The organism is Buttiauxella selenatireducens, assembly GCF_031432975.1.
Lineage (GTDB): Bacteria > Pseudomonadota > Gammaproteobacteria > Enterobacterales > Enterobacteriaceae > Buttiauxella > Buttiauxella selenatireducens.
Genome location: NZ_CP133838.1, coordinates 3,469,487 through 3,487,600, shown reverse-complemented (window position 1 = coordinate 3,487,600; position 18,114 = coordinate 3,469,487). Strand labels below are relative to the sequence as shown.

15 protein-coding genes are annotated in these 18,114 nt (G+C 53.2%); 10 read left to right on the top strand and 5 right to left on the bottom strand.

Going from position 1 to position 18,114, the window contains the following annotated elements; genetic code table 11:
• Positions 1–9 precede the first annotated feature (9 nt).
• The 10 genes from RHD99_RS16110 (at position 10) to arnF (ending at position 11,503) form a co-directional block, all read left to right on the top strand.
• The gene (locus RHD99_RS16110) at positions 10–1,914 is read left to right on the top strand and encodes a bifunctional 5-dehydro-2-deoxygluconokinase/5-dehydro-2-deoxyphosphogluconate aldolase (protein ID WP_309875194.1); all 1,905 of its coding nucleotides are present in this window, start codon (positions 10–12) and stop codon (positions 1,912–1,914) included.
• A gap of 14 nt (positions 1,915–1,928) precedes the next feature.
• Positions 1,929–2,819 (top strand): myo-inosose-2 dehydratase, encoded by an 891-nt coding sequence (gene iolE, locus RHD99_RS16105; protein WP_309875192.1) that lies wholly within the window; start codon positions 1,929–1,931, stop codon positions 2,817–2,819.
• Between the two features lie 9 nt (positions 2,820–2,828).
• Positions 2,829–3,644: a 5-deoxy-glucuronate isomerase gene (iolB, locus tag RHD99_RS16100; protein ID WP_309875190.1), complete on the top strand. Its 816-nt coding sequence runs from the start codon at positions 2,829–2,831 to the stop codon at positions 3,642–3,644.
• A 481-nt stretch (positions 3,645–4,125) separates the two neighbouring features.
• Positions 4,126–5,265, top strand: coding sequence for a UDP-4-amino-4-deoxy-L-arabinose aminotransferase (gene arnB, locus RHD99_RS16095; protein ID WP_183272994.1), 1,140 nt, complete (start codon positions 4,126–4,128; stop codon positions 5,263–5,265).
• 1 nt (position 5,266) lies between these two features.
• On the top strand, positions 5,267–6,262 hold the full coding sequence (gene arnC, locus RHD99_RS16090) for an undecaprenyl-phosphate 4-deoxy-4-formamido-L-arabinose transferase (protein WP_183272993.1): 996 nt from the start codon (positions 5,267–5,269) through the stop codon (positions 6,260–6,262).
• A complete protein-coding gene (gene arnA, locus RHD99_RS16085) occupies positions 6,262–8,244 on the top strand; it encodes a bifunctional UDP-4-amino-4-deoxy-L-arabinose formyltransferase/UDP-glucuronic acid oxidase ArnA (RefSeq protein ID WP_309875186.1) in 1,983 nt (660 codons plus the stop codon). Before arnC ends, arnA begins: the two co-directional genes overlap by 1 nt.
• Positions 8,241–9,137, top strand: a complete 897-nt coding sequence (gene arnD / locus RHD99_RS16080; protein ID WP_309875185.1) for a 4-deoxy-4-formamido-L-arabinose-phosphoundecaprenol deformylase — start codon at positions 8,241–8,243, stop codon at positions 9,135–9,137. The genes arnA and arnD overlap by 4 nt, the downstream gene beginning before the upstream one ends.
• Before the next feature lie 4 nt (positions 9,138–9,141).
• The gene (gene arnT, locus RHD99_RS16075; RefSeq protein WP_309875183.1) at positions 9,142–10,803 is read left to right on the top strand and encodes a lipid IV(A) 4-amino-4-deoxy-L-arabinosyltransferase; all 1,662 of its coding nucleotides are present in this window, start codon (positions 9,142–9,144) and stop codon (positions 10,801–10,803) included.
• Complete coding sequence (gene arnE, locus RHD99_RS16070) at positions 10,800–11,123, top strand: 4-amino-4-deoxy-L-arabinose-phosphoundecaprenol flippase subunit ArnE (RefSeq protein ID WP_183272989.1); 324 nt, start codon at positions 10,800–10,802, stop codon at positions 11,121–11,123. The genes arnT and arnE overlap by 4 nt, the downstream gene beginning before the upstream one ends.
• On the top strand, positions 11,123–11,503 hold the full coding sequence (gene arnF, locus RHD99_RS16065) for a 4-amino-4-deoxy-L-arabinose-phosphoundecaprenol flippase subunit ArnF (RefSeq protein WP_309875180.1): 381 nt from the start codon (positions 11,123–11,125) through the stop codon (positions 11,501–11,503). The genes arnE and arnF overlap by 1 nt, the downstream gene beginning before the upstream one ends.
• 48 nt (positions 11,504–11,551) lie before the next feature.
• Here arnF and RHD99_RS16060 read toward each other — a convergent pair whose 3' ends face one another.
• The 5 genes from RHD99_RS16060 to RHD99_RS16040 form a co-directional block, all read right to left on the bottom strand.
• A complete protein-coding gene (locus RHD99_RS16060) occupies positions 11,552–12,622 on the bottom strand; it encodes an ABC transporter ATP-binding protein (protein WP_309875178.1) in 1,071 nt (356 codons plus the stop codon).
• Entirely contained in the window at positions 12,615–14,384 is a 1,770-nt protein-coding gene (locus tag RHD99_RS16055) for an ABC transporter permease (RefSeq protein WP_309875176.1), read from the bottom strand. The genes RHD99_RS16060 and RHD99_RS16055 overlap by 8 nt, the downstream gene beginning before the upstream one ends.
• Positions 14,385–14,475: 91 nt before the next feature.
• A complete protein-coding gene (locus tag RHD99_RS16050) occupies positions 14,476–15,564 on the bottom strand; it encodes an ABC transporter substrate-binding protein (protein WP_309875174.1) in 1,089 nt (362 codons plus the stop codon).
• Positions 15,565–15,740: 176 nt separating this feature from the next.
• Entirely contained in the window at positions 15,741–16,439 is a 699-nt protein-coding gene (locus RHD99_RS16045; protein ID WP_309875173.1) for a response regulator, read from the bottom strand.
• Positions 16,432–18,084 carry an ATP-binding protein gene (locus tag RHD99_RS16040; protein ID WP_309875172.1) on the bottom strand — a complete coding sequence of 551 codons (1,653 nt, stop codon included), beginning with the start codon at positions 18,082–18,084 and terminating at the stop codon, positions 16,432–16,434. The genes RHD99_RS16045 and RHD99_RS16040 overlap by 8 nt, the downstream gene beginning before the upstream one ends.
• Positions 18,085–18,114 lie beyond the last annotated feature (30 nt).

Genomic DNA, 18,114 nt, shown 5'->3' with positions numbered 1-18,114 from the left:
GGGTTCAACGTGGAAAAACAGTTTGATGTGATATGCATGGGCCGGGTCGCCGTTGACCTCTACAGCCAGCAAATTGGTGCGCGACTTGAGGATGTGTCGAGTTTTGCCAAATACCTTGGCGGCTCGTCGGGTAACGTGGCTTACGGTACGGCGCGCCAGGGATTGCGTTCATCCATGCTGGCTCGTGTCGGCGACGAGCACATGGGGCGCTTCCTGCGCGAGGAGCTAAACCAGGTGGGCTGCGACACCAGCCATTTGATCACCGATAAAGACCGCCTGACGGCGCTGGTGCTGCTCGGAATTAAAGATCAGGACACCTTTCCGCTGATTTTCTACCGTGACAACTGTGCCGATATGGCGATTGTCGCAAGCGATGTGGACGAGGCATACATCGCCTCTTCGCGAAGCCTTGCCATCACCGGGACGCATCTTTCACACCCGCAAACCCGCAATGCGGTGCTGACGGCGTTGAAGTATGCCCGCCGCCACGGTGTGCGCACGGTACTGGATATTGATTATCGCCCGGTACTGTGGGGGCTGACTTCGCTGGGTGATGGTGAGACGCGCTTTATTGCCGCAGACCAGGTGACTCGTGAGCTGCAAGAGGTGCTGCACCTTTTTGACGTCGTGGTCGGCACCGAAGAGGAGTTTCATATTGCCGGTGGCAGCACCGATACCTTGCAAGCGCTCGGTCGCGTACGCCAGGTCAGTAAGGCCGTTCTTGTGTGCAAGCGCGGTGCGCTGGGCTGTTCGGTCTATACCGGGGAGATCCCATCACAGCTTGATGATGGCCTGACCGTCACTGGCGTGCGGGTGGACGTGCTCAATGTGCTGGGGGCCGGGGATGCGTTTATCTCCGGGCTTCTGCGCGGCTATCTTAATGACGAAGGCTGGGAGCAGGCCTGCCGCTACGCCAATGCCTGCGGGGCGCTGGTGGTATCGCGCCATGGTTGTGCGCCCGCCATGCCGAGCAAAATCGAACTCGATGATTATCTTTCCCGGGCAAGCGAGGTGCCGCGTCCCGATCTCGACGCGCGTCTTAACCACCTGCACCGGGTCACCACCCGCCGCCGCGAGTGGCCGGAACTGTGCGTGATGGCTTTCGATCATCGCAGCCAACTTGAAGAGATGGCACTGCAATGTGGTTCCAGCCTCAAACGCATACCGACCCTGAAAACACTCATTCTGCAAGCCAGCCGTGAAGCGGCTGAACGCGCCAATCTTGAGGGGAAAGCCGGGCTGCTGTGTGACGGCACCTTCGGCCAGGACGCGTTGAATTCGATAACAGGAGAGGGCTGGTGGATTGGGCGACCCATTGAGCTGCCAGGCTCACGTCCGCTGGAAATGGAGCATGGCAACATCGGCACTCAGCTGATCAGCTGGCCGCAGGAACATGTGGTGAAATGCCTGGTTTTCTTCCATCCGGAAGATGCGCACGGTTTGCGCCTGGAGCAAGAGCAAAAGGTGGCTGAGGTCTATCACGCCTGTTGCCAGTCAGGGCATGAACTGTTGCTGGAGGTGATTTTGCCTGCCGGGATGCCTGCTCGCGACGATCTCTATCTGCGAGCCGTCACCCGTTTCTACAACCTGGGGATTTACCCCGACTGGTGGAAACTGCCGCCGCTTGCCTCTGATAGCTGGTCGGCGCTGAGTGAAATCATTGAACGCAGGGACCCGCATTGCCGCGGCGTGGTTATTCTCGGGCTCGATGCGCCAGCAGAACAGCTTCGCATCGGGTTTAAAGCGGTAGCCGATCACCCGTTGGTGAAAGGGTTCGCCGTCGGTCGCACACTGTTTGGCGATGCCTCCCTCGCATGGCTGAAACATGACATCAACGATGCGCAGCTCGTCGCGCGTATTCGGGACAACTATCTACAGCTTATCGCCTGGTGGCGCGAGCGTGGGCAAGCATAATTCAGGAGAAGACTATGACTGTGCAATTAGGTATTAACCCACTGACATGGACCAACGACGATCTTCCATCACTGGGTGCTGAAACATCGCTTGAGACCTGTTTGAGTGAAGGTAAACAAGCCGGTTTTGCGGGTTTTGAATTGGGCAACAAATTCCCACGTGAAGCGCGCCTGCTGGGGCCGATTCTGCAAAGCCACAACCTGCAACTGGTGTCCGGTTGGTACTCGGGTCGCTTGCTGGAGCGCAGCGTGGAGGAGGAGATTGCCGCCGTCCAGCCGCATCTGACGCTACTTCGTGAACTGGGGGCTAAGGTGCTGGTGTTTGCCGAGGTCAGCCATTGCATCCACGGCGAGCAGCAAACCCCGGTACATCTGCGCCCGCGTTTTCCGCAGGAACGTTGGGCGGAATATGGCGAGAAGCTGACCGCATTCGCGCGCTACACCCAGCAGCAGGGTGTGCAGATTGCCTATCACCACCATATGGGCACGGTGATTGAATCCGCTGAGGATGTCGACAATCTGATGACTCATACCGGTGAGGAAGTGGGACTGTTGCTGGATACCGGCCACCTGACTTTTGCCGGGGCCGACCCGCTACGGGTTGCGCAGCGTTGGGCTTCGCGCATTAATCACGTCCACTGCAAAGATGTGCGTGCTGAGGTGTTAGCGGAGGTCAAAAACCGTAAAACCAGCTTCCTCGATGCCGTACTCAACGGTGTCTTTACCGTACCTGGCGACGGCTGTGTGGATTACGAGCCGATCATGTCACTGCTCAAAGAGAACCATTATCAGGGCTGGTTAGTGGTGGAAGCCGAGCAGGATCCGGCCATAGCGCATCCACTGACGTATGCAACGCTCGGTTATAACAATCTGAGCCGCTTTGCACGTAATGCCGGGCTTATCTAAGGAGGTCATATGTCGCGTTTATTATCGCGCTGGCAGTCGCCGGATGCACAAGGACGCACGCAATGTGTCACGCCGGAACGTGCGGGCTGGGGCTATGTTGGCTTTGAGGTTTTTGAGCTAACCGAAGGGCAGCAACTGAACTTGCCTGCGGTGAGCGAAGAGCGCTGTCTGGTGTTGGTGGCCGGACGGGCTTCCATCAGCACATCGACGGCAAACTTTGCTGATATCGGTGAGAGGATGAGCCCGTTTGAGCGTAAAAAACCGTGGGCGGTCTACGTCACGCCCGGCGAAAGCGTGCATGTGCAGGCGCTGACCCGCATTGAGTTGGCGGTGTGCGCAGCACCTGGCAAAGGAACCTGGCCGACACGGCTTATCGCGCCGCAGGATATTAACGCTGAAGCCCGCGGTAAGGGGCATAACCAGCGCTATGTACACAATATTCTGCCGGAGGATCAGGCAGCCGATAGTCTGCTTGTGGTGGAGGTCTGGACGAACGAAGGATGCACCAGTTCGTATCCCAGCCATAAACACGACACTGACAATCCGCCGCAGGAAACCTACCTTGAGGAGACCTATTATCATCGCCTCAATCCGGTACAGGGATTCTGCATGCAGCGCGTATATACCGATGACCGGACGCTCGATGAGTGTATGGCTGTCTACAATCGCGATGTGGTGATGGTGCCAAAAGGGTATCACCCGGTGGCAACAATGGCGGGGTACGACAGTTACTACCTCAACGTGATGGCCGGGCCGGTACGCAAATGGATGTTTACGTGGGAAGCGGATCACGCGTGGATTAATCATGACTATCCACATGATTAAACGCTGAAAGGGTTTTAATGATCGCCCTCTTGTCAAAAGAGGGCGATTGATCAGATGGAACCCAAAACTTGATAGTTATTCCAACACAACCTGCTATTTATTCAGGCAATCGGTAATTCACAACCGGAAGTAAATAACAGAAATTTAATTTATTCCCCACCAACCTTAATTTAACCTTAATTTATTCACTTAAAACAGTTAACTTCTCCTCACTCCCCGCAGATGTCTGAAAGATGAAAGGATTCTTGCAGTTATGTGAATTTGTGACAAATTTGAGATATCCGTCACTTATTTTAATCAGGCAAATTTATTTATTCCAGTCTCCCCATTCTTAATATTGAGCTAAGAAATCTCTGTTAGGTTGTTTTTAATTTAGCTGCGGTTTAGATAGCAGCTTGTTGAATCAGTCATGTTGTCCTTTTATTTATATTGTTTATTACATGATAAATGCCTTCATGCGTTTTCTTAATGGGATTATCCAATGAGTGAATTTCTACCGTTCTCGCGTCCCGCTATGGGGCCAGAAGAGCTGTCCGCTGTCAGTGAAGTTTTGCAATCAGGCTGGATAACCACAGGGCCAAAAAATCAGCTGCTTGAACAGGCATTTTGCGAACTGACCGGGAATAAACACGCGATAGCCGTCAGTTCCGCCACGGCGGGGATGCACGTCGCTTTGATGGCGTTGGGAATACAGGCGGGTGATGAGGTGATAACACCTTCGCTGACCTGGGTTTCGACCCTGAATATGATTGTACTGCTGGGCGCTGAGCCGGTGATGATCGACGTTGACCGCGACACGCTGATGGTGACCGCAGAAAGTATTGAGGCCGCGATAACCCCGCGTACTCGCGCAATTATTCCGGTCCACTATGCCGGTGCGCCAGTGGACATTGACGCTATCCGCGCAGTGGGTGAACGCCACGGTATCCCCGTGATTGAAGACGCGGCACATGCTGCTGGAACCTGGTATAAAGGCAAACATGTGGGTGACCGTGGGACGGCAATATTCTCGTTCCACGCCATTAAAAACATGACCTGTGCCGAAGGTGGATTGATTGTCACTGACGATGAATCGTTCGCAAACAAGATGCGGAGCCTGAAGTTTCACGGTTTAGGTGTTGACGCCTTTGACAGACAAACGCTCGGACGTGCGCCTCAGGCTGAGGTGATTAGCCCAGGTTATAAATACAATCTTGCCGATATTAACGCGGCCATCGCATTGGTGCAGTTAAAAAAACTGGAACAAAATAATGCACGCCGCACCGAAATAGCTGAGCGTTATCTGGCTGAACTGGTCAACACGCCTTATTTACCCCTTATCCACCCAAACTGGGCGCATAAACACGCCTGGCATCTTTTTATTATTCGTGTTGATGAAGCTCGCTGCGGTATTTCCCGTAATGATCTTATGGATGCTTTGAAAGCAAAAGGGATTGGCACCGGTTTGCATTTCCGCGCCGCCCACACCCAGAAATATTACCGCGAACGCTACCCGGCCCTCTCTTTACCTGAAACCGAATGGAACAGTGAACGTATTTGTTCCATTCCTTTATTCCCAACGATGACGGATGACGATGTTACTCGCGTGATTACCGCCTTACGCGAAGTGGCAGGAAAATAATATGACCAAACCCGAAGCCATTCACAAAGTGTCTGTGGTGATCCCGGTTTATAACGAGCAGGAAAGTTTGCCCGAACTTATCAGACGGACAACGGCTGCCTGCGAAACCCTGGGAAAAGATTATGAAATTCTGCTGGTAGATGATGGCAGCAGTGACAATTCTGCGGACATGTTAAGCGATGCGGCCGAAGCGCCGGGCAGCCATATTGTTGCCGTCTTGCTCAACCGAAATTATGGGCAACACAACGCGATTATGGCGGGCTTTAGCCACGTCACCGGAGATTTAATCGTCACACTCGATGCGGATTTGCAAAACCCGCCAGAAGAAATCCCACGCCTGGTGGCAAAAGCCGATGAGGGCTACGACGTGGTCGGCACCGTGCGCCAAAACCGTCAGGATACCTGGTTCCGTAAACGCGCCTCACGCCTGATTAACCGCCTGATCCAGAGCACCACCGGTAAAGCGATGGGCGACTACGGCTGCATGTTGCGTGCCTATCGCCGCCATATTATCGACGCGATGCTCAACTGCCACGAACGCAGCACGTTTATCCCGATCCTTGCCAACACGTTTGCCCGTAAAGCCACTGAGATCCCAGTGCATCACGCCGAACGCGAGTTTGGTGATTCGAAATACAGCTTTATGCGCCTTATTAATCTGATGTACGACCTGGTCACCTGCCTGACGACCACGCCGCTGCGCATGCTCAGCGTATTCGGCAGCATCATCGCGGTAATGGGATTTGCGCTTTCGGTACTGCTGGTGGTGTTACGCCTTGCTTTCGGGCCGCAATGGGCGGCGGAAGGGGTGTTCATGCTCTTTGCCGTCCTGTTTATGTTTATCGGTGCGCAGTTTGTCGGCATGGGGCTGCTCGGTGAATACATTGGCCGTATTTACACCGATGTCCGCGCCCGCCCTCGTTACTTTATTCAACGCGTCGTTAGCCATGATGTTAGCCGCGATCCCGTTTCAACTTCTTCAGAGGAAAATCATTAATGAAAGCTGTCGTTTTTGCTTATCACGACATGGGGTGCGCGGGCGTTAACGCACTGGTCGCCGCCGGTTATGACATTGCCGCGATTTATACCCATCCTGATTCACCTGCTGAAAACCATTTCTTTGGCTCAGTGGCGCGAACGGCTGCGGAACACGGCATCCCGGTGTATGCCCCGGATGACGTGAATCATCCGCTGTGGGTTGACCGCATTCAGTCGGCTCAGCCTGATGTGATTTTCTCTTTCTACTACCGCAACTTGCTGTGTGATGAAATTTTAAATAGCGCATCCGTTGGCGCATTTAATTTGCACGGTTCGTTGTTGCCTGAATATCGTGGTCGTGCACCGCTGAATTGGGTACTGGTGAATGGCGAAACTGAAACCGGCGTTACGCTGCACCGCATGGTTAAACGTGCCGATGCAGGTGCGATCGTGGCACAAAACCGGGTGAAGATTACCCCGGAAGACACGGCATTAACGCTGCATCATAAACTGACTAAGACGGCGTCTGACTTACTGAAAGACATTCTGCCCGTTATCAAAACCGGGCATTTCCCACAGTTCGAACAAGACCACACGAAAGCTACCGTGGTTGGCCGCAGAACCCCGCAGGATGGCTGCATCAACTGGCAATCAACCGCCAGTGAAATTAACAACCTGGTGCGCGCGGTCACTGACCCGTGGCCTGGTGCCTTTAGCTATGTCGGTGGCAGCAAATTCATCGTCTGGAAAGCGCGCGTGCTGGAAGGTTTACAGGCAGCGAAAGCGGGAACCGTGCTGTCTGCAAGTCCGTTAGTGATTGCCACCGGCGGCGGTGCGCTGGAAATCCTGACCGGGCAAACCGAAAATGGCGTTTACATGCAGGGTTCACAACTGGCGCAAAGCCTCGGTCTGGTGGCGGGCGCATTGCTCAGCAGCCAGCCGGCCTCTGTCATTAAACGCCGCACCCGGGTGTTAATCCTCGGTGTGAACGGGTTTATCGGTAACCACCTGACCGAGCGTCTGTTGCAGGACGATAACTTTGAAGTTTTCGGCCTGGATATTAGTTCTGATGCAATCAGCCGTTTCATTGGCAATGCGCGATTCCACTTTGTGGAAGGGGACATCAGCATTCACTCCGAGTGGATTGAATATCACATCAAGAAATGCGACGTGGTTCTGCCGCTGGTGGCGATTGCCACGCCAATTGAATATACCCGCAATCCGCTGCGCGTGTTTGAGCTGGATTTCGAGGAAAACCTGAAGATTATTCGTGACTGCGTGAAGTATCAAAAACGCATTATCTTCCCGTCCACGTCTGAAGTTTACGGCATGAGTACCGACAAAGTTTTCGATGAAGATAACTCGAACCTGATTGTCGGGCCTATCAACAAACAACGCTGGATTTACTCGGTTTCCAAGCAGCTTCTTGACCGCGTGATTTGGGCATACGGCGAGAAAGAGGGCTTACGCTTTACGCTGTTCCGTCCGTTTAACTGGATGGGGCCACGCCTGGATAACCTGAATGCGGCGCGTATCGGCAGCTCGCGCGCTATTACACAGTTAATCCTCAACCTGGTAGAAGGATCACCGATTAAGCTGATTGACGGTGGCCGCCAAAAACGTTGCTTCACGGATATCAGCGACGGTATCGAAGCGCTGTTCCGCATCATTGAAAACAAAAACAGCAACTGCGACGGGCAAATCATCAATATCGGCAACCCGGATAACGAAGCGAGCATTAAAGAACTGGCTGAAATGCTGTTGGCAAGCTTTGAAAAACACCCATTGCGCAGCCACTTCCCGCCGTTTGCTGGCTTCCGCGAAGTAGAAAGCAGCACCTATTACGGCAAAGGTTATCAGGACGTGGAACACCGTAAACCGAGCATTCGTAATGCCCAACGCTTGCTAAACTGGACTCCTGGGGTCGAGATGGAAAAAACCATCGACGAAACGCTGGATTTCTTCCTGAAAACAGTTGAACTGACGGAACCTCAGGCATGAGAAAAGTTGGCCTGCGCATTGATGTAGATACATGGCGGGGCACCCAGCAAGGGGTCCCGCATCTTCTTGAGATCTTAAGTTTGCACAGTATTCAGGCCACATTTTTCTTCAGTGTCGGCCCGGATAACATGGGCCGACATTTGTGGCGGCTGGTGAAGCCACAGTTTCTGTGGAAGATGCTGCGCTCAAAAGCAGCATCGCTCTACGGTTGGGATATTTTGCTGGCCGGCACCGCATGGCCAGGCCGCAAAATCGGTGAGGGGAACGCGGAGATTATCTCAGCCGCGGCGGATCACCACGAAGTGGGCTTGCACGCCTGGGACCATTTTGCCTGGCAAACCTGGGCGGGTGTCTGGGACAACGCGCATCTGGAAAAACAAATCCGCCTCGGGCTTGATACGTTAAGCGCGATTATCGAACAACCGGTGATGTGTTCAGCCGTTGCCGGATGGCGTGCTGATCAGCGTGTGGTACGAGCGAAGGAGTCGTTTGGTTTTACCTACAATAGCGATTGCCGGGGCACCGCGCCGTTTCGTCCGTTATTACCCGATGGCAGTACCGGGACGGTGCAAATTCCGGTGACGCTGCCCACCTGGGATGAAGTGATTGGACCAGACGTCAGCCGTGAAGGTTACAACCGTTTTATCCTGGATCGCATCAAGCAAGATACGGGAACCCCGGTGTACACCATTCACGCCGAAGTGGAGGGGATTGTGATGCGCCGGGACTTTAGTCAATTGCTGACCCTGGCCGCGCAGGAAGGTATTCAGTTCTGCCCGTTAAGCGAATTATTACCGGAAGATTTAACGACTTTACCGCTAGGTAAAGTGGTACGCGATGTGATCCCTGGCCGTGAAGGGTGGTTAGGTTGCCAACAGAACATTAAGAGTTAAACGGATGAAATTAGCTAAATACTGGGTGGTTCTGTTACTGGGTTTTGCTCTGCTTTACCTGCTCCCCCTTGAGTTTCGCGCCCTGTGGCAGCCGGATGAAACCCGCTATGCGGAAATCAGCCGCGAGATGCTGGCGGCAGGAAACTGGATAGTGCCGCACTTTCTGGATGTGCGTTATTTCGAAAAGCCGGTGGCGGGTTACTGGATAAACAACATCAGTCAGTTAATTTTTGGCCATAACAACTTCGCGGTGCGGTTTGGTTCGGTCTTTTCTATTACCTTAAGCGCGCTGATGGTGTCGTGGCTGGCGTTTCGTTTGTGGCGCGATAAAACCGTCGCCGTCATGTCGGGTGTGATTTTCCTGACCTGTCTGCTGGTTTATGGTGTGGGCTCTTACGCCGTACTCGACCCGATGATCACGCTGTGGCTGGTGGCCGCAATGTGCAGTTTTTGGCTTGGGGCGAATGCGCAAACGACAGCGGGAAAGGCGGGCGGCTATATTCTGCTGGGACTTGCCTGCGGAATGGGCGTCATGACCAAAGGTTTCCTTGCGCTGGCTGTGCCTGTGCTGGGCGTGTTGCCGTGGGTTTTTGCACAGAAACGCTGGAAAGAGGTTCTGCTGTTTGGACCGCTGGCGGTTATCAGCGCCACGCTGATTACGTTGCCGTGGGCGCTGGCTATCGCCAAAGCGGAACCTGATTTCTGGCACTACTTCTTCTGGGTTGAGCATATTCAGCGTTTCGCGGAAAAAGATGCTCAGCATAAAGCGCCATTCTGGTACTACATACCGTTCCTGATTGCCGGGTGTTTGCCATGGCTGGCACTGCTGCCTGGCGCATTAAAACGCGGCTGGCAGGAGCGCAAAATTGAAAGCGGCTCGCTGTACCTGCTGGGTTGGGTCGTCATGCCGTTGCTGTTCTTTAGCATCGCGAAAGGTAAGCTGCCGACCTACATTCTGCCGTGTTTTGCTCCTCTGGCTATTCTGCTGGCACGTCATGCCACGCAGTTACTGGCCCCGTCGCGGACGCTGAAAATCAATAGCTGGATTAACATGATTTTTGGCGGAATCTGCACGTTGGTGGTGCTGATAGGGCTGGCACCGTGGGGCGTGGCAAAGCATCCGGTTTATGCCAATCATGAAGTGCTGAAGGTGATTCAGGCGAGCGTTGCGTTTCTGGTGTGGGCGCTGGTGGGCTACCTCACGTTGCGAAATAACAACAGGTTCTGGCAGTGGGCGGCGTTATGTCCACTTGGCCTGGCGTTATTAGTGGGCGGCGTTATCCCTGACAAAGTTATCGATTCCAAACATCCGCTGGTCTTTATCGACGTGGTACGCCCGGAACTCGAAAGCAGCCGCTACATTCTTGCCGATAGCGTAGGCGTGGGCGCAGGTATTGCCTGGGAATTAAAGCGTAGCGATATCACGATGTACGCCAAACCCGGTGAGCTGAATTATGGCCTGACAAACTTTGATGATGCAAAAGACAACCTGGTTTCCCGTGAGGATTTCGCCCGTTGGCTGTCTGTTCATCGTAAAGAGGGGAATGTCTCACTGGTGATGCTGCTGTCGAAAGATAAACTGCCGGAAGACCACTCTGTACCAGAGCCCGATCAGCTTTATCGTAAAGGGCGCTTCGTGCTCTTCTTCTACGAAAAAACACCATGAGTTATCTGTTGATTATGCTGGCCAGCCTGCTGAGTTGCGGTGGCCAGCTTTGCCAGAAACAGGCCACCTGGAAACGAGGCAGACGGCATTTATTGGGCTGGCTGGCGTTCAGTGTTGTGCTGCTCGGCTGCGCCATGCTGCTGTGGCTGCTGGTTTTACAGCGTGTACCGGTTAGCGTTGCTTATCCGATGCTCAGCCTTAATTTTATCTTTATTACGCTTGCTGCCCGTTTTATCTGGCATGAGCCTATTTCCCTGCGACACGGGTTGGGCGTGGTGCTGATTATTGCCGGGATCTCCATCCTCGGAGGGGCTGCCTGATGGGATACTTCTGGGCATTGATGAGCGTGCTGTTAGTCAGTTGCGCACAGCTCATTATGAAATGGGCGATGATGACGTTGCCTCTGGTTAACCGACCTCATGAACTGCTAACGGCATTTTTAGCCCTCAGCCCTGGTGCTGTGGCGCTGTTGGTTGGCCTGTTTGCTTATGTCTGTTCGATGGGCTGCTGGTTTCTGGCTTTGCGCCGAGTGGCGTTGAGTAAAGCCTATCCGTTGCTCAGTTTAAGCTACGTGCTGGTGTGGGCTGCCGCGATCTGGCTGCCGTGGTTGCATGAAGGTTTTAGTATGGGGAAATTGGTTGGGGTCGGCGTCATTTTTCTCGGGCTTCTGCTGGTGTGCCTGCCACAGAGAAAACGCTGAGATGAATTTAATAATTTCAGGGGCGGTCATTTTCCGCCCCTGAAAGCGTTAGGCTTTTGGGAAAATCCAGACATGTTGCTCTGGTAACGCCAGATGACAATGTTGCGGGTCACGAACCTCGCGACCGTAAGCCCGGATAACAAAATCGTCGCCTGAAGTACGGAACAGATATTCCCAGCGGTCGCCGAGATACATGCTGGTCAACAGCGGCAATTCAAGTTGATTTTCTCCAGGACCGTCCACCAGTTCCACACGCTCCACACGGATAACGGCGGTGCCTTCCTGGCTGACCTGTACGCCTGCGCCTGCCTGTCCCCAAAGACTCCAACCCTTTCCTTCAATGCGGGCCTTGCCGTCGCGAACCTCAGTCACTTTGCCGTGCAAGCGGTTGTTACTCCCCATAAACTCGGCGGTAAACAGGGTTTTCGGTGAGCCGTACATTTCCTGCGGCGTACCTTGTTGCTCTATTTTGCCGTTGTTAAGCAGCAGAATGCGGTCGGAAATCGCCATTGCTTCGTTCTGGTCGTGCGTCACCATCAGCGCCGATAAACCGAGTTTAATAATCAGTTCGCGCAGGAAGACGCGAGCTTCCTCGCGTAACTTAGCATCGAGATTCGACAGCGGCTCATCAAGCAGGATAACCGGTGGGTTGTAAACCAGTGCCCGGCCAATCGCCACGCGCTGTTGTTGCCCGCCCGAAAGCTGATACGGATGGCGCTTGCCAAGATGCCCGAGGCCAAGTTGATCCAGCACCGCCTGCACTCGCTGGGCGATTTCAGCGGTCGGCACTTTGCGCAGTTTCAGCGGGTAGGCGACATTCTCAAACACGGTTTTGTGCGGCCATAACGCGTAAGACTGAAACACCAGCCCGAGATTACGTTCCTCGGCAGGAATTTCACTGCGCGGTGTGCCGTCATACACTTTGTTATTGCCAATGGTAATGGCACCCTGCGTCGGCTTTTCAAGGCCTGCGACGGCCCGCAGCAACGTGGTTTTTCCGCTACCGGAAGGCCCGAGCAGAGACACCACTTCGCCGCGTTTCAAATTCATCGAAACGCCTTTGAGCACCGGGTTGTCGCCGTAGGTTAAATGAAGATTGTCGACCGATAATTCAATCATGTAATTTGACTCCAAAGCGAAGGGCAATACCCAGACCTACCACCACCAGCAGGATGTTAATAAACGAAAGCGCTGCGACAATATCAATGGCACCTGCGGCCCACAGGGACACCAGCATCGAACCGATGGTTTCGGTTCCCGGTGAAAGCAGGTACACACCCGTTGAATATTCACGTTCGAATATCAGGAACATCAGCAGCCATGAACCAATCAGGCCGTAACGCGATAACGGGATGGTGACGTGGCGAGTGATTTGCCCGCGAGTCGCGCCGGTGCTGCGCGCGGCTTCTTCAAGCTCCGGCCCCACTTGCAGCAGCGTTGAAGAGATGAGCCGTAAGCCGTACGCCATCCACACCACGGTGTACGCCAGCCAGACGCTGAAAATAGTGCTGCGCAGTGAACGTAACCAGACCACCAGGTTATCCCGCAGCCATTGCGACCACGGCATACCGGAAAGCCAGCCAGATTTAAGCGCGCTATCGAGCCACATTGGCAAGAACAGGAACACCCACAAGAATGCCAGACCAGCCAACAGCCCAGGAACCGCGCGGGGTACGAGCACGCTGTAATCCAGAAAACGCGTAACGTTGTCAGGTTTGCGATGCATGGCGATACCGATAAACAGGTAACAGGCCACGGCGAGTGCGCCGCCGATAACACCAATCGCCATGGAGTTGATGATGGCGCGCAGCAAATTGGGTTGTTCCCAGATATTGCGGAACGTGTTGAGCGACAGCTCATCCCAAAGGGAAACCCCAACGCCCCAGTTGGAGATAAAAGCACGCAGCACGACACCCATCAATGGAACGCCAATGGTCACCGTCAGCCAGAATGCGACCACCGCACCCGCCACCCAGCGCCATTTCCCCAGCGGCAATGCACGCGCCTGCGACGCTTTACCTTTGACCGTGACGAAGCGGTTGGCGGTACGCATCAGGCGACGTTGTAACATTACAAGCGGAATAGTGATGCAAATCAGCACAACGGCAACCGCAGCCATCAAGTGATATGACGGCGTGCCGAGCTTATTGGTCAACTGATACAAATAAGTCGCCAGCACCATGTTGCCTTCAGGATCACCGAGCACCAGCATCAGCCCGAACACTTCCAGACCGAGGAAGAACAGCAAAACCGAAGCATAGAGAATCGACGGGCGCACCATGGGCAAACTGACTGCCGTCATGACCTGTAACGGCGATGCCCCGGCGATACGCGCCGCTTCTTCAACATCGGAACCCACGCTGCGCAGTGCAGAAGAGATGTAAAGATAGGCGTGCGGAACGTGTGTCAGGCCCGCGATAACCACGATGCTCGACATGTCGTAGATGTTCCATGGCACGAAACCGAGAACCGACTGCGCCCACAGCGAGAAGAAACCTACTGGACCTGCGGCGACCACATAGCCAAACCCCAGCACCATTGGTGAGACAAAAATGGGCACCAGGATCAGCGGCTCAATCAAACGTCGGCCGGGTAAATCGGTGCGCACCATCAGAAACGCCAGAATTCCACCAAGCGGAATGGCAATAATCACCAGTCCGAATGCCAGAATAAAACCACTTTTCAGCGCTTTGAAGAAATCAGGATCGGTAAAAATAAACCCGAAGGATTCGAGGCTCCACTCTTTTGACGGCGCAAAGAATGGCGCGGAAAGAAAACTTTGGATAACGATGAACGAGAGTGGAATGTAGATAACGAGCGCGGTTATCAACACCACAACACCGCGCGGCAGGCTCTGCCACTTTCTGAGTAATGGACTCATACAACTTCCCTTCGGTTAGGAATCCACAGGTAAGTGGTTCGGGTGAGCGAGTGCGGTCAACGCACTCGCAGCTTGAAGGATGACGGGTAAATTATTTTTGAGCCGCTTCACGCCACTGCTTGATGTAATCGAGACGCTTTTTAGGTTGCAGATACTCAAGCAGGCTTTCATCGACCGGGATAGGTTTGAGCGCACTGCCTAACATTTTGGTCATGCCATCAATATCGTTTTTGCCTTCGATATCGTTGCGGATGGACGGGATATCAGCCTGATTTGCCAGAATACTCTGCCCTTTTTCAGACAGCACATAGTCCAGCCACAGTTTCGCAGCGTTGCCGTTTTGCGCTTGCTGGCTGATGAACGACACGCGTGACAACACCAGGGTGTAATCCTTTGGATAAGAGATGCCGAGTGAAGGATCGGTTTTCGCGCGGGCTTCAGCGTATGAGCCAAGGATGTTAAAACCAATCAGGTTTTCGCCGGATGACACGCGTTCCATCATGGTGCCGGTAGAAGACTGCACCGCTAACCCACCTTTGGCGACGTCAGCCAGGGTTTTGAAATAGTTAGGATCGGCTTTGGAGTCCTGAACGGAAAGCATAAAGCCCAGGCCCGATTTCTCGATATCGTAGGTGGTGACTTTTTTGCTGAACTTGTCGGTCTGGCTGGCAATCAGCTTCGCCAGTGCGCTATGGGAATCAGGCACTTCGCCTGCCGGGATCAAACGTTTGTTATAGATAAACACCACCGGTTCGTAGGTGGTACCGTAGGCTTTATCCTTCCACATTGCCCATTTTGGCAACTGGCTCTGCTCAGGGGATTTATATTCTTGCGCATAGTCCACCGCCAGTTTCAGCGCGGTGTCCATTGAAGAGCTCCAGACCACGTCGCCACTGTTGCCACTCGCGGCTTGTTCGCTGATATAACGGTTGTACAGTTCGGTACTGTTCATGTCGTTATATTCAACTTTTATTCCCGGATAAGCCGCTTCAAACCCTTGAATAAGCGGGCCTGCGGCTTTTGTGTCGGTCGTGGAATAGATAACCACTTTCCCTTCTTTGGTCGCAGCATCGACGATTTTTTGATAGTCGGCCGGGTAGCCTTGCGGTAAAGCAGACATTGCAGATGAAGACATAAGGACAGCGGCAGTAATCAGAGAGATGCGTAATTTATTCGACATTATTTTTAACCTTCTAGTTACATTTGAGAAACTAAAGGTAAACATAACGCAAGCCATCTTTCAGGCAATGGGGGGATTTTTATATCTTTCTGAATTGTGATTCGGGGCTTTTTCCAGGCAATTAACACCATTAACACCACGGAAAGTGGTTTCAATCAGACCACAAAAGGGGGCTTTTATGCCCCGATTTTTTTGCGGTAAAGCCGTCGCGGATGGCCGATATTGCCATACTGCATCTCCACCACGATAAACCCCATTTCGACGCAATACTCCAGATAGCGGCGACCGGTCGTTTTGCTGATCCCCACCTCTTGCACGACCTGCTCTACGGACCAGGAGATATCAGGCTTATGGGTAAAAACAGCCTGTACTCGCTCAAGCGTATTGGGTTCAATCCCTTTGGTTGACGAGGCTGACGGGATATTAATAGCCGGAAGATTAAAAAGCCGGTCCAACGCTGTTTGATCCACAACCTTCACATGGCGCTTTGTTTCTACCAGTTGCATAAACCGTTCAAGCGAACTGCGCAGACGGTGGAAAGAGACGGGCTTTATGATGTAGTCAAACGCGCCGCTGCGCATGGCCTGGCTGCACGTTTGCATGTCGCTTGCGGCTGTAATGAAAATCACGGAGCAATCGAAGCTTTTCAGCAAGGGGCTATCAATTAACTCCACGCCTTGTCCGTCGGGTAAAAAGTTGTCGAGCAACACCAACGGAGGTTGATGTAATTCCAGTAGCGCACGAGCCTGTTCAAGCGTTGCGGCAATCCCCACCACGCGCAGTTTGAAATTTTGCTCGATAAAGTCACGATGCAAACTGGCGAGATAGGGTTCATCTTCCACGATGACGACATCGAACGCGCTGCTTTTACTCATGGTGTTGTCCTGTTGAAACGCTCCCGGGGAACGGAATAAAAACAGAAAATATCGTACCTTGTGGCGAATTGTCTGTGACTTCGATACTGCCGCCGGCCTGATTGATATATCCCGCAGCCAGATACAGGCCGATGCCATGATCCGAGCCTGCCATCTCATGCACGTCTGAAGGTTTGCTCGACACCCCTTGCTCAAAGATATGGGGTTTTAATGCATCCTCAATTCCGACACCCTGATCGGCGACTTCAATCAACAATTCCTGATTTCTGTCCGAAATATAAAGCTCTACAGGCGCTGCACTATTGTGGGCTTTTAGCGTGGCGTCGACCGCGTTATCCAGCAAATTGCCAATCACTGACATCAGTGCCGTTTCGCTGATACCAGTGGGAATGCGGGTGAGCTGGCAGGCTGGATCGAACGCCAGCTCAATGCCTTTTTCCCGCGCGCTGACGAATTTTCCCAATAACAGGCCGCACAAACATGGGGAAGTGATGCGCGTGGAGACAAAATCCAGCACCGCCTGTGCGCCTTCGGATTGCGCCTGAATGTAGCGCATCGCATCGTCATAACGCTGCATTTGTAGCAGACCGGCCAGTGTCGCGGTCCAGTTCAGTTGCTCATGGCGCATGATACGCAGGTTGTCGGCATAGCGTTTCACCTGGCTCAACTGGCTGCTCAAGGTGTTGATGTCATTTTTGTCGCGAAAGCTAAAGACCCAACCCCTTTCAGCGCCGGGTTCCACTTCAATAGGCACGCGGTTGACGATCACTTCGCGTTGATTCAATACCGTGATTTGATCGTGGAGGCTGCGGTTATCTACCACACTCGTTGGGTCAAAAAAAGTCAGCGGGGTTTGCACGATTTGCTCAATGGGTTTGCCAATGAGTTCATTTTCGGGCTGGCGAATATCCAGTAATTCCCGTGCGGCACGGTTAATTAAGATCAGCTGTTTCTCGGCGTTAACCGCAAATATCCCTTCATACATCGCTTCCAGCAGCGCTTTTTGTTGTAGCACCAGCAATGCGATCTCTTTTGGCTCAAGCCAAAACATCTGCCTTTTGACGTTGCGGGTAAACATCCACGAAAAAATAAACAGCAGTATTAAAAGCAACAGGCCATATAAACCGGCTTGCCAGAGCAGACGAGCATTAATATTGGCGATATAGGAGGTGAGGTAGCCGACCGAAACAATGCCAATGACCTGATTGTTGGCATCGAGAATAGGGGCTTTGCTGCGCAATGAAACACCGATTCCCCCCTTACGCATGGAGATAATGGTTTTCCCCTGCAAAACCTCTGCGTTATCACCGCCAATCATCGGCAGATGTAGCCGCTCCGGTGATTCGGAGTGATAGAGATGCTGTTCACGCACGTCGCCAATCACGATATAACTGGCATCACTTTGATTGCGCAGGGGTTGAATCAAATGTGCAATCCCTGACACATCCCTGGCGGCGACTTTCTCAGCAAGCCCCGGCATCAATGCAATCTGAGTGGCCTGAACCCGTGCGCGCTGGCCTAGATCTCGATGAAGTTGGCGGTCAAGAACATGAAACAAGATCGCCCCCAACAGGGCTAACAGCAGGCAGGAAAACCCCACCAAAGATAAAAAGAGTTTCACCTGAAAAGGTAATCTGCGTTTCATACAACCTGCTGTGGGTACACATTGAGTCAC